This is a genomic window from Sphingobacteriales bacterium (genome assembly GCA_012517435.1).
GTDB lineage: Bacteria > Bacteroidota > Bacteroidia > CAILMK01 > JAAYUY01 > JAAYUY01.
This window is the reverse complement of record JAAYUY010000176.1, coordinates 1-16,613: the sequence shown is the minus strand read 5'-3', so window position 1 is coordinate 16,613 and position 16,613 is coordinate 1. Positions and strand designations below refer to the sequence as shown.

12 protein-coding genes are annotated in these 16,613 nt (G+C 38.7%); 6 read left to right on the top strand and 6 right to left on the bottom strand.

Going from position 1 to position 16,613, the window contains the following annotated elements; translation table 11 throughout:
• Positions 1 to 79 precede the first annotated feature (79 nt).
• Positions 80 to 1,309 carry a B12-binding domain-containing radical SAM protein gene (locus GX437_10185; GenBank protein ID NLJ08026.1) on the top strand — a complete coding sequence of 410 codons (1,230 nt, stop codon included), beginning with the start codon at positions 80 to 82 and terminating at the stop codon, positions 1,307 to 1,309.
• A 9-nt stretch (positions 1,310 to 1,318) separates the two neighbouring features.
• On the opposite strand, the gene GX437_10180 is transcribed toward GX437_10185, so the two are convergent.
• The 6 genes from GX437_10180 to GX437_10155 form a co-directional block, all read right to left on the bottom strand.
• Positions 1,319 to 2,233, bottom strand: a complete 915-nt coding sequence (locus GX437_10180) for a hypothetical protein (GenBank protein NLJ08025.1) — start codon at positions 2,231 to 2,233, stop codon at positions 1,319 to 1,321.
• A gap of 1 nt (position 2,234) precedes the next feature.
• On the bottom strand, positions 2,235 to 4,709 hold the full coding sequence (locus GX437_10175) for a glycosyltransferase (GenBank protein NLJ08024.1): 2,475 nt from the start codon (positions 4,707 to 4,709) through the stop codon (positions 2,235 to 2,237).
• A gap of 18 nt (positions 4,710 to 4,727) precedes the next feature.
• On the bottom strand, positions 4,728 to 6,401 hold the full coding sequence (locus GX437_10170) for an ABC transporter ATP-binding protein (protein ID NLJ08023.1): 1,674 nt from the start codon (positions 6,399 to 6,401) through the stop codon (positions 4,728 to 4,730).
• A gap of 2 nt (positions 6,402 to 6,403) precedes the next feature.
• The gene (locus tag GX437_10165) at positions 6,404 to 7,543 is read right to left on the bottom strand and encodes a nucleotidyltransferase family protein (GenBank protein NLJ08022.1); all 1,140 of its coding nucleotides are present in this window, start codon (positions 7,541 to 7,543) and stop codon (positions 6,404 to 6,406) included.
• A gap of 16 nt (positions 7,544 to 7,559) precedes the next feature.
• Entirely contained in the window at positions 7,560 to 8,045 is a 486-nt protein-coding gene (locus GX437_10160; protein ID NLJ08021.1) for a PqqD family protein, read from the bottom strand.
• Between the two features lie 73 nt (positions 8,046 to 8,118).
• Positions 8,119 to 10,122 (bottom strand): tetratricopeptide repeat protein, encoded by a 2,004-nt coding sequence (locus tag GX437_10155; protein NLJ08020.1) that lies wholly within the window; start codon positions 10,120 to 10,122, stop codon positions 8,119 to 8,121.
• 33 nt (positions 10,123 to 10,155) lie between these two features.
• On the opposite strand from GX437_10155, the gene GX437_10150 reads away from it, so the two are divergent.
• The 5 genes from GX437_10150 (at position 10,156) to GX437_10130 (ending at position 16,165) form a co-directional block, all read left to right on the top strand.
• Positions 10,156 to 11,151 (top strand): glycosyltransferase, encoded by a 996-nt coding sequence (locus GX437_10150; protein NLJ08019.1) that lies wholly within the window; start codon positions 10,156 to 10,158, stop codon positions 11,149 to 11,151.
• On the top strand, positions 11,151 to 12,014 hold the full coding sequence (locus GX437_10145) for a glycosyltransferase (GenBank protein ID NLJ08018.1): 864 nt from the start codon (positions 11,151 to 11,153) through the stop codon (positions 12,012 to 12,014). Before GX437_10150 ends, GX437_10145 begins: the two co-directional genes overlap by 1 nt.
• On the top strand, positions 12,011 to 13,108 hold the full coding sequence (locus tag GX437_10140) for a glycosyltransferase family 1 protein (GenBank protein ID NLJ08017.1): 1,098 nt from the start codon (positions 12,011 to 12,013) through the stop codon (positions 13,106 to 13,108). Before GX437_10145 ends, GX437_10140 begins: the two co-directional genes overlap by 4 nt.
• 52 nt (positions 13,109 to 13,160) lie before the next feature.
• Positions 13,161 to 14,546 (top strand): exopolysaccharide biosynthesis polyprenyl glycosylphosphotransferase, encoded by a 1,386-nt coding sequence (locus GX437_10135; protein NLJ08016.1) that lies wholly within the window; start codon positions 13,161 to 13,163, stop codon positions 14,544 to 14,546.
• Between the two features lie 83 nt (positions 14,547 to 14,629).
• Positions 14,630 to 16,165: a glycine--tRNA ligase gene (locus GX437_10130; protein ID NLJ08015.1), complete on the top strand. Its 1,536-nt coding sequence runs from the start codon at positions 14,630 to 14,632 to the stop codon at positions 16,163 to 16,165.
• The last annotated feature ends 448 nt before the right edge of the window (positions 16,166 to 16,613 follow it).

The window sequence follows — 16,613 nt, the reverse complement described above, 5'->3', positions numbered from 1 at the left end:
GTTTGAAAACGAAATATCAGTTTTAATTCAAAAAGGATTTAATGTTTTTGGCTTTTCAGTATTTGACACCAATAAAAATGTGACAAAATATCTGGTAACAAACTTTAAAAAACAGTTTTCAGATTGTCTGATCATTGCTGGCGGTCCGGGGATGAATGTCTATGTTGAATATTCGCATGCTGAAAATTGGTTAAAACATATTAATCTGATTTTTTACAAAGAAGTTGAAGACACTCTTCTGCTGTTTATCAATGCCTTGAAATCATCCGGCAACTTTGATGAAATAAAGGGAACTGCTTACATAAAAAAAACAAATCTTTTTAGCTTTGGTTTCATGAAAGCGGTTGCACGTAAAATTTTGTTCAACAAGCCCATTGAATACTTTTCACTAAAGTATTTACCTCAGAATCATCCCCCTGATCTTGAAAAAATTCCTCCCCTTAACCTTGATCATTTAGACCTTAAGAAATACAAAACAGGAGGAATTCCGATAGAATTTAGCAGAGGGTGTAAAGGCAGTTGTAGTTTCTGCTCGGAAACAGTAAGATATAAGCCATACAGAATCAGGCCAGTATTAGAAATCATAAACGATATAAAAACGGCAAAAGAAAAATACAAAGCAAACTATATATGCCTGATTTGCTCTGCATTAAACGGAGATCCAAAACACCTGAAAGATTTTTGCCAAGCATTAATCAATGAAAAAGTTAATATTCACTGGGGTGGAAATGCAAGACCTGATTTAACGCTTACTCCTGAGTTGCTTGAACTAATGGCAGAAGCCGGATGCCGCGACCTTGATTTTGGTGTCGAAAGCGGGTCTGATCATGTATTATCTCTGATGAATAAGCGATTTGACATTTCAACAGCATCCAAAATAATTCGGAAATGCCATCAATCAGGCATCAAAACATCAGTAAACCTGATAGTTGGGTTCCCGGGAGAAAACGAAGATGATTTCAGATTAACTTTGTCTTTTATCAAAGAACATTTTTCTTTAGTTGAAATGTTTAATGTCAGTAAATGCTATGTAGATGGACAGGCTCCGCTTGGCAAAAGACCTGAAAAGTTCAACATTCAGACTCAAAACAAAAAAATATTAGCATTCAGGGATGAAGAAACGGAAGATGATAAATTGCCGGCTATCATTAAAAACGGGCCATCATGGAGTCATTGGGCTACCATTGATGCACATAATACACCTTATATCAGAGAAAAACGATATCAGCAGGTTTTAAAATTACTGGATGATTTAGGCAAGCGTGGAAACACTCCCCATGATTCCATTCATTCAGCTGATTTACTATGATTTAGATGTTTATTCCAGCCCAGTCAAAAACTTTTTCCAATACTTTTTTTGGGGCATAAACAGGCTTATTCTCCAAAATTCCTTCCTGAGTTTTAAATACTTCAGGATGATAAAAATGAGATGGTCTGCTTTACGGGGCTGCCATAAGCCTGCCCAGTGAATAAACAATATCCCGATTTGTTTTCCATCTTCTGATTTAAACAGCTCTCCTTTTTTGCGGATAATCTTTTGCCCTCCCCAGCATTCGAGATATTTTACCTGACTGTTGTGCTCAACAAATTGCCGGTATAAACCCGACAATCTCAACCCGCTGGTAACAAACAGATAATTCAGAAAAGGCTGTTCCATGCAATGCAACACCATGTATGGCTTAAGTTTCTGTATTTCTGACAGTTTCGATTCAGCCAGTCGAATACTGAGTTTTCCTTTATGAGAAGCAATAAAGCCGGTATTGGCAGCATATTCTATCTGTTCTTTCGTCAGAATATCTGCTTTCATTATTTCTTCCTTCCACACCCATTTCCTGATGGATGGCAGGTTGGAAAAAGAAGTCATAATATCAGTTTGGTCAAGCAGATCAAAAACAAAATCAAGATTTTTCAGGACTATGGTATCAACGTCAATATAAATAAACTTTTCAAAAATTCCTTCCCACATGACCAGCTTCCGGTAATGTCCCGCATAATGATCATGAAAATCAGTACTGATTTGATCGCACCTTCTCAGTTTTTCTTCATCAGTAAAAACTGTAAAATTGTATCTGTCTTTCAGCAAAATGATTCTGTTTGTCTTATCATTAAAAGGAATCAGACAGAGAGGGACAGAGGGATTAAACTTTCTCAGGCTGTTTAAAAAAGCTACGACAAGTTCATAAACATCATCATTAGCCAGAAAGTAAATGCCTTTTTCAGCTGAGATCTTCATTTTAACTCTTTCTTTTCCTTTCAATGTTTTCCTTCAGAATCTTTGCATAGTCTTTATACTGTTCTCTTTTCAGAATACCCTGATTGGTGGTGTGTATTCTCCGTCTGTAAATGATTTCGGGAATTACAGCCTGTTTAATATTCAGGTGATTGGCTCTGGCAAACCAATCCACAAATTCACCGACTTCAAGCTGCTCATTCAGATAACCCACCTTCAGAAAAACTTCTTTTTTAACCAGCATAGCTCCGGGGTGGCCTCCTGCAACGACACGCAGAGAATCATCAATGACAAGTTTCGAAGAATCTGGCAATTCAGGACTGACAAACTGTTCCACCTGTCCAAATGCCATTTCAAGGCTTAAATCGTCTCCGAAAGCTTTGAGCAAAGAAAACAAATGATGTTTCTCCCAGATATCATCTGCATCCAGAAAGGCGAGATAATCTCCGGCAGCATGTCGGATTCCCAGATTTCGGGCTGCAGCAGCTCCTTTGTGCTCCTGCCGTAGCAACCTGACTTTTGTCGTATATTTTTTTGCTATATCCAGACTCCTGTCAGATGAACCATCATCTATTAAAATGATTTCCAATGGTTTTGAATACTGATGAAAAACACTTTGCAAGGCTTCTTCCAGATATTTTTCAGCATTGTAGCAGGGAATAATGACACTCACCCTTTTGGGATTCATGGCATGCTCAATTTCAGGATGTTGCTTCCTCATGCGGTCAAGCGACTTTTTGAAAACCTGTAAAACATTAAGCTCGACCAGTGTTTTGCCTTCTGTCATGTTTTGTCCGTGTCTGCGGACATATAATGTAACTTCTTCCAGCTTTTTCAGGGGAATATTCAATTCTCTTGCACGGTTGAACCAATCGGCATCTTCTCCGAATTTCAGAAAAGTATCAAAAAGCCCCACCTCCTGAAACACTTCTTTTCGATAAAGTCCTGCACCTATATAGCCGGGGAAGGATTCCTTCGGATTTCCCAGATAAATCCATTCCCCGCTTTGTTCATCTTTTTTCACCAACTGACCGTAGCCATGTACAACTTTTAACTTAGGATCAAACTGAAATTCTGCTATTAAGCGGGTAAGATTTTTATCCGGCCAGAAATCGTCTGCATCCAGAAAAGCAATAAACTCACCCGAAGCCTCGCTGATACCCCTGTTACGGGCAGAAGCAGGTCCTCCGTTTTCCTTGTAAATGTAACGTAATTCAACACCTGAAGACCTGACAATATTTTCCGTATTGTCGGTCGAACCATCATTTACCACGATGATTTCAAGGGCCGGATAATTCTGGGAGATAACATTGCTGATGGCTTCAGCTATAAACTTTTCACCATTGTAAACCGGTATAACCACACTGATCAGCGGAAATTTTTCCAATGAGGCAATATCCTGATTTACCACCGGCTTTTCCGACTGAATTTTTTGCAGAAATTTTGCAATTACCGGAGAGATTTCGCTTCTGTTTTTACCCAGCAATAATTTAAAAGACGGAACTTCCTGACACAGCCCGCATATCAGTTCATGTGTAAAACGTCCGGCATAAGGCAAATGCGACAAGGTTGTAAAAGAAACGGCTGACTGAACTGTCCAGTATGGCACTGAAGTAATAGAAGTTTCATCATGATCGCAGAACTCCGGTATCAGAATGGCATTTACCGGAAGTTTTTCAACCAGCCTGTCTTTCAAACCGGGATATAATATCATCAGGGCTTTTTCTTCCCTGTTTTTCTCATAAGGCAGTAAATAGTTACGGAAATAAGCGTACTCAGAAGTTTCAGCATGTTTAATTTTTGCTGAGCAATACAGGCTGAAGACCACAGGCTGCGGTTCCAGCTGAACAATAACATAGTCATCTGACAAATAATTCATCCCATGTTCGAGGCAACGGATAGCCGTGGATGATTTTCCTACCCCTCCCTTTCCTGAAATTAAAACAGCTCCCTTTTCATTTCCAATGGCCGCGGCATGCAGAAGTTGTTTTTTATTCTTTTCCATCCACCAGTGAAATAGCGTACGAAGAGGAGCTGATTTTGACCAGAAAGGCAACTTTGCTGGTGATTTCACCCAAAAGACGCCTATGTTTTGTTCAAGATCCATTACCACCACCGATAAATCGCTCCAGTGAAAGGCTGTTTTGATTCGCTGGCTTTCAAACCCACTGATATCACCTCTGTCGGTAAAATCAGACCATCTGCATGGCGGGTCAATCATGGCAACACCACTGCTGTCGCTGTCCCAAACACAAAAAGTTACATCTGCTTCTCTGCACTCAGGAAGCTGAAGATGTGCCAATGCAGGCGTAAATATATCGACCATTGAATCTCCGGCAAATGCAATACAGACAATCGTTTCAGCAACCTCAAAATAAAATTTTGTCTCCCCGCTGACTGCTGCTGCCTGCAGGTATAATTGACGGCATTGATTAAAAAATTCGAGTTGAGCTGATTCTGATTTTACTATTTTGTTCATGTCCTCAGGGATTCATTTTTAATGGATAGTCAAAATTCCGTTTTCAAGTTTAAATACCTGATGAGCGAAACGCACCACCCGTTCATCATGACTGACAAGCAATACAGCCGGCTTTTCTTCCAGCTTTTCAAGGTTTTTCATCAGTTGTTCAACGGTGCTTTCATCCAGGTGATTGGTAGGCTCATCCAGTATCAGTAATCTGGGTTTTCGGATAATGGCACGGGCTATGGCAATCCGCTGCCGCTCTCCGCCTGAAAGCATCATCCCGTCCTCGCCTATCAGGGTTTCAAATCCTTCAGGTAATCTCCCGATAAATTCATCGGCAAGGGAAAAATGCACGGCTCTCAGCAAATCTTCTTCTGTCGCTTTTTCGTTTCCGTAGAAGATATTTTCCCTTATGGTTCCTGAAAACAAGGATGGTTGCTGCATGACCACGCCAAAATTTTTCCTCAGGTCACAAAGGTCAATGACATCATAAGGAATTCCGTCTGCGAACAACCGGCCTTCAATCGGTCTGTAAAAGCCAAGAATCAGGTTTATAATAGTTGTTTTCCCTGCACTGTTGGCTCCCGTCAGGGCATAAATCTGAGAGGGTAACAGTTCAAAATTGAGGTTTTTCAGAAGAGGTTTTTCAGAATAAGAAAAGCTAACCTCCTTCAGCGATATAAATCCTTTGAAATCAATCTGTTTAGTTCCTTTATAAGGGACAAAATCCCGGTTATCGGCCAAAGCAAAAAGGGTATTCAGCGATTCATTGCCGGCAATAATCTCAGGTACAGAGGTATTGACAGAATTGACAAATCTGTTGAGATAGCCTGCAGCAATGTAAAAAGAAAGAAAATCACCAAGTGTCATTTTCCCTGAAATGACAGCCACCCCGCCAACGACAATGATGACAATAGCGATCAAACCCGTCAATATTTCCTGTATCTGAGAATTGACCGTATAAATGATGGCCATTTTGTTTGTCTTTTTCTGCAAATCATCCAGAATTTCCGACTGTTGTTCCATTTCCTTTTCCTGTGTGGACTGGATGATAGCCAGATCGAGATATTTCAGCATAAAAAACACTCCCTTGCTAAACATTTCAAAGGCACGCTGAAAAGTAAATACACGTTTTTTGATAATTTTACCAATCAGGAAATTCGAGACATACAACAAAGGCACCATGGCCAAAATAATGAGCATGAGTTTCCAGTTGAGCAAAAACAACAAAATCACAAGCGCAATGCTGATAATCAGCGATGGAACAAGCCTTGACACAATGACATTGCTCATGCCGGATAGTCGCTCGGTATCAATAACTAATTGAGTATGAAGAATCTTAATGTCGTTTGATGTGTAAAAATTCCTTGAAAAACCGTAAAGTTTTGATAAAAGGTCTTTCCTCAGCAAAAAAACCGATTTATTAATAATTTTAAGGTGAATGTTTCTAAGCCATACAGATAAGAGTGAACTCGCTGATCGCAATAAAAAAATGGCTGTTCCGGCCAAAATAAGCAGGCGTATATCTTTTTCAGGAATAATCTTATCAAAAGCAAATTTTATCAGCAGGATGACAGGTACAATCAGGAGTGCCTGAAAAGATGATCCGAGTGATGAAGCCAATAGTTTGCTGTACTGATCGCGGAAGAGCCGGATATAATATTTCCATGCCTCCCGTGAAAATGAATATGACTGATTGTTTTTCAACACTAATATTTATTTTCCTGTTTTCTTTTGACAAAAATATGATAAAAGAGAACCTTCAGCGGATTTTCATAATGGGTCCGGAACCGGAGAAATTTTATATATCCAATCATTTGTTTCAAAATGCCCTTTTCTCCCGACTGTTGCAGATAAATCAGATATAGTTGAAACAACTTCCGGAAAAACCTTAATTCCTTTTCTTCTTCAATGAGCTTTGAATTTTTATAAATAATTCTTTCCCTGTAACTTACGTGAGCCTTTAAGAGTATTTTTTCCGCGTTTTCAGGTATCTGCAAATGAAAGGTCTCTTTCAGATAACCTAAAGCCAGTTTCACTTTCAATGTGATACCAAACTTTATCATTTGATGATAAAAATATTCCCAATCGATTTGATCCCCAAGGTTTCTGAACAGCATCAGGCAATCGGGTATCCACCGGATGGGAGGCTCCGGATTATAGTGTAAACCATGCGTAATGACATGTATCAGCATATCAGAAGGAGACAATGAATACAATTGAACATCATTGACTTTAAATGCATATTTCCTGTCGGTAAAATCATTTACCCCTGCTTTTCCATGTGCTTCAAAAAACGGATACCAGTGAATATCCAGTTCAATATCCTGGTCGTTTTTTAAACAAATACTTTTGCCATACTGAAGATTATATTCAATATACTCTTCATTTTCGGGTATCCAGCCCTGTTCTCTCAGAAGCCTGAGCGTCCTTTCCGCCTCATGCAGCTGAATCATCATATCAATATCAGACATTGGCCTGGCACCTCTGTCTTTGTAAGCCAAAATGCTTAAGGGAATACCTTTCAGTATCAGCGGATAAACTTGATTTTCATACAGATAGGTTGTCACTTGACTACAGAAATAAAACAAATTCTGGTTTTTGTACCATGACTGCAGATACACATTTTTAAGCTTGCCTGCAAACAACACCTCCGGCTTCAGATGAGAAAGGTTTTTATACACCAGCGGCAACAACCTGAATGAGGCATGATCGAAATAGCCTTCAAAAATCACTACCTGATTCCATTGCTGCCAGGCTTTAACTGCCTCATTTTCATTAAACAGAGCAGCTTTAAGAAGTAGCTCCTGCTCAGGTGAAGGAAACGGATTTGTGTATTTTACAATCATCCGATCAAGCAATCTTTCAGTTGGCTAATTCATCCTCATGTTCCCTGAAATACAGATCATCATTCATTTCCGGCCATCCCCTTTCATCAAATTCATGAATAGGGTCAAGCATCAGGGCATTTTGCATGTCTGAATATTTCCGCAACACCGGACACTCGTAACCAGTAATATGACCGGGAATTTCAAAATCTGTGGGCATACTCCCGTTTTCTGAATTAACATACTGTTCTTCAGTTACTTCTGAAATAAGTTTTTCGCTTAGCAATGTCGAAAGAAAAATACCCATATCCGTCCTGACTTCTTCCTCCGGAATATTAAATCCTGAAGCAATTTTATCAGTTAAAAAATCAGGAGAGATTTGTTTTTCGATTGATTCCCAGAACCAGGCACCCAGTTTGTCGAGGTTATAGTAGTTACCATTTTTCAGGTTAATTACAATCACCTCATTTTCAATAATATCAAAAACTATATGGGGTTTGTTGATTGTGTATTTTTTTACCATTCTCTATTATTTAAAAATCATATCAAATTCTTCTTGTATTAAAACTATCATGACAAACGATTTTCCGTGTAATTTATTTTTTTAAATGAGTATTTTTAATCATATCGATAATTTTAACGACTTCCGGATCGTATTTAAGCTCATTAAGCTTTTCAAAACATTTCAAAGCTTCCTCATATTGCTTATTCTGATAATAGGCAGCACCAAGGTTTTGCCAAGCATCTCTGGAGCCCGGATAAATCCTGATTGCTTTTTTAAACAATTCAACAGCATCGTCTGTCCTGCCCGTTTTTCCATAAACACTCCCAAGATCAATCAGTGCAAGGATGAAATTGGGATTCTGCTTATAGGCCAGTTCCAGATATTCCAGTGCTTTCTGTTGGTCGCCCATCATTTCCCATGCTTTTCCGCAATACCAAGCTGAAGGAACATTTCGGGCATCCAATTGTGCCAGTGGATGTACAGCCTTTTCTGCATTTTCCTCAGTCAGATTCCACCTGCCCGACATGATTCCTGAAATTGCTTTTTTGATGTTTCTCTCGTCCTGCAACCATGTTTTTCCAAGCCATGTAGTTAAAATTAAAATGAACAGTGCGATCAGATGAACAGATTTACTGTTTTTCATCAGCCATCCATCTTTTTTTAAAAACAATGGACAACAATTCAGATAAATACTGATAATCAAAGCACAATAAAACATCAGCATCACCTGATGCTCCATCCTTTCATAGGGGAACGACAGCATTGAATCGGCAAAATAACCTGCAATGGCACTAATAGCGATTATTGCTATGATTTTTTTTCTGAAATCGCTCTCCTTTTTAATTATGCGGAAAGCAAATAAAATCAGGAAGACAAAAAAAGCAACATAGGCTAATAGGGCAAAAATCCCTTTTTCACTGAAAATCCAGAGTAGATCATTATGGGGACGCCTGATATTGTTGAAATAATTCTTGTTATAATCCTCCGGCAAATAATCCGCTACAGCTATTTTCCAGTTTCCAGCACCTATACCCAGCAGAGGATGTTTTTTAATCATCCTGAACGACATCTTCCACATTTCGATTCTATGGCGGGTATTGGCTTCTCTGACATCGAACATAGTGGCAGCACGTTCATCTATATTTTTAATTGATTTTTCCTGATTTACACCATCATCTGACCGGCTGATTTTCTTTTCAGCGGCTCTGCTGTCCAGCTTTTGATGCACCGATATGCTGGTCAGTCCCCATGCTGACAGTACAGATAAAACGAGAATAATCCCTGCCAACCTGATATTTCCCCTAAATTTTAAGGCTTCTTCTCCATTCTTCAGTTTATTCCGGAAAACCAGCATGAAAAAAGCCATCACAAACGCAAAAGAAAGCACCGAAAGCCATACTGAGCGTGTTTGCAATAAAAATATAAGGTTCAGATTAAAAAAAATCAGAACTGCCAACGCCTTTCTGTATTTTTTCTGAAAAATCAAGCCGTAAAGCATTACAGGAAATTGCAGAAAAAGCATGCTGGAAAAAAAGTTTTTATGAGTCCAGATGCCTATCACCTTGTAAAGTGCCTGTAAATCATCGTGCCCGAATGCAAAACGGAAATACTGTATGTAACCGGTCAGTAAATAAACAAGGTTCGCAAGGGAGACAAAAACCACAAATGACTCAAGACCTTTATTCATGCTGATTTCATTCACCAGAACCAGCAACAGTAAAAATAACAGGGCTGTCCGCGATATATCAAATAAACCTTCGACAGGGTTGATAGCATTGACCAGTGAAAAAACAGAAACGATCAGAAACAATAACCAGCAAAGAAATACGGGTAATTGAAGAATTTCAATCCTTAATATTTTTTCCTTCCTGTTAAAAAAGGCTAATAAAAAATACAACAGCAAAATGCCGGAAAGGAAAAGAAATCTGAGCACAAGAACCTGATCAACTGCTTTTTCATCATAAATAACAGGTAAGAGAAAAAAAAGCAATGCCGCTAAAATCAGGTGAATATCTATCTTTTTTCTCTGCGGGATCTGTAAATGATTTTTTTTGGCAGGGACAACAGGTTTGATTTTAGGTTTGTTTTTGTTCATTGATTTAATCTTCCTTTTAAAAGTCAAAGGTTAGTGTATATTTTTGCTTCAGATAAATTAAGTTCAAAAGTGGACGAAAATCCAAAACTAAGTGTCTTAATGACTGTTTTCAACGGGTCAGAATTTTTAAAAACTGCCATTGAATCTGTTATTCGACAATCTTTCAAAAGCTTTGAATTTATTATCATTAATGACGGCTCAACTGACGAAAGTGGTTTAATAATAAAGGCTTTTCAGGATAAAAGAATTAAATCGTTCCACTTTGAAGAAAAAAAGGGTGTTTCGTACAGGAGGCAGCAACTCCTCGACATGGCTCAGGGTGAATTTCTTAACTTTATCGATGCTGACGATTATTTTCATCCGCAGAAATTTGAAAAACAAATTGCTTTCCTCGAACAAAATCCTGATTTTGTTTTAGTTGGCAGTTCAGTCGTTTTCGTCAATGAAAAAGATAATAAAACTTCCTCTTTACGACTACAGGCCAATGAAGATAAAATACTACCCATCCTCATCTTCAGAAATTACTTTGTCAATTCAGCAGTCATGTTTCGCAAATCAGCCCTGAGAGACCTGCAAATTCCTGATAATTTTGATTTTGTAGAGGATTATTACCTTTGGTGGAAGCTATTGCAAAGAGGAAAAGGCAAAAACCTGAATGAGCAGCTGACTTTTTACCGCCTTCACCGTAATAGCATGACCCATCATCTGGCAGACAAACGCTTTGAAGCCGATAAACACATTTACTCAGTAATTCTCCATGATCTAGGCATTTCTCCTACAGACAATGATCTACGAAGTCACTATTTTATCAGCAAAGGACAAAAAATCAACTCATTCCGTCAGATTGCCGAATTGTCTGAATGGATGAATAAATTAAAAACACATATCAGAATTTCAGGAATCAATCATTATAAAATCACCCTGCTTAACAGGTGGTTAAAAATATGCCGGAAATCACTGTATCGTCCTGATATTCTTGTGTATTCCTTATTTTTGCTTATGTTCAGGCACAAATTTTTTCTAAACTGATGTCAGGCAAAGAGAGGCATAGTGTTGCACTTATTGCTGCCAATTACAACAACGGCACTTTTCTCAATGAGTTCATTGACAGTATCTTATCTTCCTCTGTTCTTCCCGCTCAGGTCATTATCGTTGATGATGGCTCTACCGACAACAGCCAGGAAATTTTAAGCCAATACATTGATAAAAAACCATTTGAGATTGTTTTGTTTAAAGAAAACACAGGTTTTGCCAATGCTTTGAATACCGCCATCGGAAGAGTTACCTCAGCTTTTACCCTTCGTGCCGATCCTGACGACCTGCTTCATCCACTTAAAATTGAAAAGCAGCTTGATTTTTTACTGCAAAATCCCGATATTGCCGGTGTAGGCTGTAATGTCGAATATTTCCATTCCGAAAGCCGGAAGATGCTTCATACATCCAACTTCCCACTTTCTCCTGGTGAAATCAGAAAAGCCTATCAAAAAGGAGAGCATGGCCTGCAACATCCGGCCGTCATGATAAGAAGCGAAGTTTTAAAACAATTCTGCTATCATCAAAGTTCTGTCCCTGCTGAGGATTACGAGCTTTTTGCTTCAATGGTTAAAAGTGGATACAAATTTCAAAACCTGAAGGAAGCACTTTACAAAATGAGAATACATCCTGCAAGTTCTTCCAGCAAGATTAGTTTTTCCACTATCAGAAAAACATATTCCCTCAGAAATGAAATTTTTGGCAGAAAAGCCTCTTTGTCAAGACAACTGATGTATTACCTCTATATCAGAAACTACCGGAATTATATGCTTTCCTTAAACCCTTTGAGAAAATATATTTGTCTTATAACTGCCATTTTTTTCTATCCCTCAAAACTGATGAAAAGATTTAAAAGATGAAGATTTGCATTGCCGGAACACGAGGCATTCCCGATAACTATGGCGGATTTGAACGCTTTGCCAGCCTGATTTCGGCATCTTTGGTGACAAAAGGTTTTGAGATGTATGTTTATTGCCCTCATTATCAAAACTATAAAGAAAAGAAATGGAGAGAGGTCAGGCTAATTTATAAATATTGTCCGCGATTTTTGGGTCATTCTTTTTCTCAATTTGTCTATGACCTGCTTTGCATTCTCGATTCCCGCAAACGCAATTTCGATGTCATTTATCACCTTGGATACACCAGCAGCGCTGTTTTTATGAAATTTCACAACAAAAAAGCCGTTATCATGACCAACATGGACGGAATGGAATGGCAGCGGGCAAAATATAACCGGCTGACAAAAAAGTTTTTATTATTCTCTGAAAAACTGGCCGTCAGACGAAGTAATTATGTGGTGGCAGATTCCGAAGTCATCAAGGGATATCTCGATAAAAAATACAAAATCAATTCCTTATACCTCACCTACCCTGTCGGGAAAGTTGAAATTGACAACTCATGCCTTCCTCTGTTCCTTCAACCTGAAAAATATTTTCTCCTCATCAGCCGTCCTGAACCTGAAAATAATCTCGATTTGATTATTTCTTCCTTCTTATTTTCCAAAACCTCTTATCCCCTTGTGGTGGTGGGCAATTTCAGCAACCGGTATGGAAAATTCCTTCAGAAAAAATTTCATGACCAGCGTATTATTTTTGCAGGGGCTATCTATGACCATAACATTCTCAATGCTTTGCGTCAATTTTCACTACTATATTTCCACGGACATTCAGCTGGCGGTACCAATCCATCCCTTCTCGAAGCCATGGCTGCCGGCTCACTGATAGTTGCCCATGATAATGCTTTCAACCGCGAAATCCTGGGTAACAATGCCTTTTATTTCTCATCTGCTGACGACATTATCAACCTTTTGAATTCCTTTAAATCCAAATCAGATTACAACATCTGGATTAATGCCAATCTTGAAAAAATCCACCGTGAACACAGCCTGAATCTGATGGGCAGGAAATATGCAGAATTTTTTAATTCGGTAACACGCTATTCCGGTAAACGCTGAATACTATTATTTCGTCTGTATAACCAACCAAACCTGAGAACAACATCTGCCTATGCCATTTAAAAACAGGCTATTTTATATCATCATTTCCGCTGTTTCTATTCTGACCGACCTCCTGCTGCTCAATTTTATTCTCATCAAAAACTCTCTCTTTAATACTGATTCAGACAAAAATGAAGTTTTACTGCTTGTCATCATTTTATTAAACTTGTTATGGGGCATTTTACATTACCTTTTCAATCTGATTGATTATCCCAGGTTTAAACAACGTAAAAAAATCATTTTCAACACTTTAAATGCTTTTTTATTCTGGTTCTTCTGCTTTCTGCTACTGCATCAGCTTATCTTTAACAGCATGCCTGCTGATGAATATTACATGCTGAAAATCTTATTTCTACTCCTTTGTTTAATGGCAGGTAAACTTTTTTACGATGTTCTCTTTAAGTTTATCTCAAAAAAAGGCTTTTGTCAGCTTAATGTCATCATCATAGGTTATTCCAAAAACACTGAAATCCTTGAAGACTATTTTCTGAAAAATCCATGGACAGGATTTCGTTATTTTGGTTTTGTTCATGAGGGGAAGTGTCCCGCTAAATATTGTCTTTCAAATGATTATAAAAATCTGATCCAACTCATTGAGCAATACCGGATCGATGAGGTTTTTATCAATATGGATGTTATCGGAGATGAGGTTAAACACGAACTCCTCAACATATCCATTAATTATCCTGTCAGGTTAAACATCATTCCCGACCTTGACGGTTTTCCGCCCTACCGCCTTGGTTATCAACGATTTGACCAGATGCCTGTCATTTCTGTCGGAACTGATGATTTTACAGCCCTCTTTAACAAATTCCTGAAGCAGACATTTGACCTTACCTTCAGCCTGATTATCTTTGCCGTTTTTCTGTGGTGGCTGATGCCACTGATTTCACTTCTGATCAAACTTGATTCAAAAGGACCTGTTTTTTTTCGGCAAATACGTACCGGCTATAAAAACAGAACTTTTACCTGTCTGAAATTCAGAACCATGTATCTAAATAAAGATGCTGATCTGAAACAGGCCAGTAAAGATGATGAACGTATTACAAAAGTTGGAAAATTTCTCAGGAAATTCAGTCTGGACGAACTTCCGCAATTTATTAATGTTCTTTTGGGGCAAATGTCCATTGTCGGGCCACGCCCCCACATGCTTCAGTTAAATGAAAAATTTTCCCGACTGGTTCCCGGCTATAGCACCCGCCACAGGTTTAAACCCGGAATGACCGGCCTGGCTCAGGTCAGAGGATTCAGGGGCGAAACCAAAAACACGGATGACATGCTTGCCCGCATCCGGTTCGATATTTTTTATATTGAAAACTGGTCAATCTGGCTCGACTTAAAAATCATTTTTCTGACTCTTAAAAACATTATTACGGGTAAATCAATGGGTTATTGAACATTCCTGCCATTTAAACCGATGCTGTTGAAATCATTTCAATAACTTTGCACCCCTGTTGAATAGCTTAAATTTTATCACAAATGGATAATAACTTCCAGAAAATAATTTCCCATTGCAAAGAATACGGATTTGTATTCCCTTCATCTGAAATCTATGACGGACTTGGAGCAGTGTATGACTATGGTCAGAATGGAGTTGAACTCAAAAACAATATCAAAAATTACTGGTGGAAAGCCATGGTTCAGCTTCATGAAAACATTGCCGGTATTGATTCTGCTATTTTTATGCATCCGAAAATCTGGAAAGCCAGCGGCCATGTGGACAGCTTTAATGATCCCATGATCGACAACAGGGATTCCAAAAAGCGCTACCGTGCTGACGACCTGATTGAAGAACAATTACAGAAGTATCAGGATAAAATCGACAAAGAAATTGAAAAGGCAAGCAAAAGATTTGGAGAAAGCTTCGATGCCGAACTGTTCAAGAATACCAATCCCCGCTTGCTGGAATACCGGAATAAATATAATGAGCTAAGCCAACGCTATGTTAAAGCCATGGAAACCAATGACATGGCCGAACTAAAACAAATCATTCTCGATTATGAAATCGTTTGCCCAGTTTCAGGCACCAGGAACTGGACAGACGTACGTCAGTTCAATCTGATGTTTGCCACACAAGTGGGCAGCACCGCTGAAGGTGCCAGCGAAATATATCTGCGTCCTGAGACAGCACAGGGTATTTTTGTCAATTTCCTGAATGTGTATAAAACCGGCAGAATGAAAATCCCGTTTGGGATTGCTCAAATAGGGAAAGCATTCAGAAATGAAATTGTTGCCCGACAGTTTATTATCCGTATGCGGGAATTTGAACAAATGGAAATGCAGTTTTTTGTCAGGCCGGGAGAAGAAATGAAGTGGTTTGAATACTGGAAGGAAGCCCGCCTGAAATGGCATAAAGCGTTGGGTATTCCTGAAAATAAATACAGGTTGCATGTTCATGAAAAATTAGCCCATTATGCCAATGCTGCCGTGGATATTGAATTTGAGTTTCCCTTTGGCTTCAAGGAATTGGAAGGCATTCATTCCCGTACCGATTTCGACCTGAAACAGCACCAGGAATTTTCAGGCAAAAAAATGCAATACTTTGATAATGAATTAAATGAAAGTTATATCCCTTACGTAATTGAAACTTCCATCGGCCTCGACCGAATGTTTTTATCGGTAATTTCTCATGCTTACACAGAGGAAAAGCTGGAAGATGGTTCTGAAAGAGTAGTTTTAAAGATACCTGCTTTCCTCGCACCTGTAAAAGTGGCCATTTTACCCCTGGTCAAGAAAGACGGGATGGATCAGAAAGCCCTTGATATTTACAACAACCTTAAATTTCATTTCCAGTGCCAGTATGATGAAAAAGATTCCATCGGACGAAGGTATCGAAGACAGGACGCTATTGGCACTCCCTACGCCATTACCATTGACGGACAAACCTTTGAAGATGATACAGTTACCCTTCGTTACCGCGATTCCATGCTACAAAGACGGGTTTCAGTTCCTGAGCTGATAGATGAACTGGAAAAAGAGCTTGACCTGACAAGGGTTTTAAAGACCCTGATGTAGTATTTGCTTTTTGCTCTTTTCCCATATTTGGCTTCCCTCAATCGTTTTTTTTGTTGCATTAATATTGAAAAGATTTCAGCAAACGTACCCGAATAAGCTTTCAATTAAATTTTTGATAATACTATAATGAAATTAAGTTTAGTCCATTACCTGAATGAAGTGTCAAGGTAAATTTTCAATACTTTTCACAAAAAACAGCAGTCAGCTATCCAAAAGCAGCCATCAGACAGTCATCAGCAGGAACGAAAAATACGGTACACTTTACTCATCACCCATCACGCATTACTGATAACCCATCACCCATCAGCCGTAACATAACCGGACAATTTACAATAACATTTGGTATAATTATCCCTTTTCAGCCTATATTTGCCTGAAAATCCCAATCATTTGCAGCTCACTGAAGGAAAGATTATTTACATTCATCCTACCCAGTACAGAATGTTTT

Bases quoted from the DNA above. Each gene is read 5' to 3' on its own strand.
- GX437_10180 (NLJ08025.1), bottom strand. From the start codon at position 2,233: ATGAAGATCTCAGCTGAAAAAGGCATTTACTTTCTGGCTAATGATGAT.
- GX437_10145 (NLJ08018.1), top strand. From the start codon at position 11,151: ATGTCAGGCAAAGAGAGGCATAGTGTTGCACTTATTGCTGCCAATTAC.
- GX437_10135 (NLJ08016.1), top strand. From the start codon at position 13,161: ATGCCATTTAAAAACAGGCTATTTTATATCATCATTTCCGCTGTTTCT.
- GX437_10175 (NLJ08024.1), bottom strand. From the start codon at position 4,709: ATGAACAAAATAGTAAAATCAGAATCAGCTCAACTCGAATTTTTTAAT.
- GX437_10155 (NLJ08020.1), bottom strand. From the start codon at position 10,122: ATGAACAAAAACAAACCTAAAATCAAACCTGTTGTCCCTGCCAAAAAA.
- GX437_10140 (NLJ08017.1), top strand. From the start codon at position 12,011: ATGAAGATTTGCATTGCCGGAACACGAGGCATTCCCGATAACTATGGC.
- GX437_10160 (NLJ08021.1), bottom strand. From the start codon at position 8,045: ATGGTAAAAAAATACACAATCAACAAACCCCATATAGTTTTTGATATT.
- GX437_10130 (NLJ08015.1), top strand. From the start codon at position 14,630: ATGGATAATAACTTCCAGAAAATAATTTCCCATTGCAAAGAATACGGA.
- GX437_10165 (NLJ08022.1), bottom strand. From the start codon at position 7,543: ATGATTGTAAAATACACAAATCCGTTTCCTTCACCTGAGCAGGAGCTA.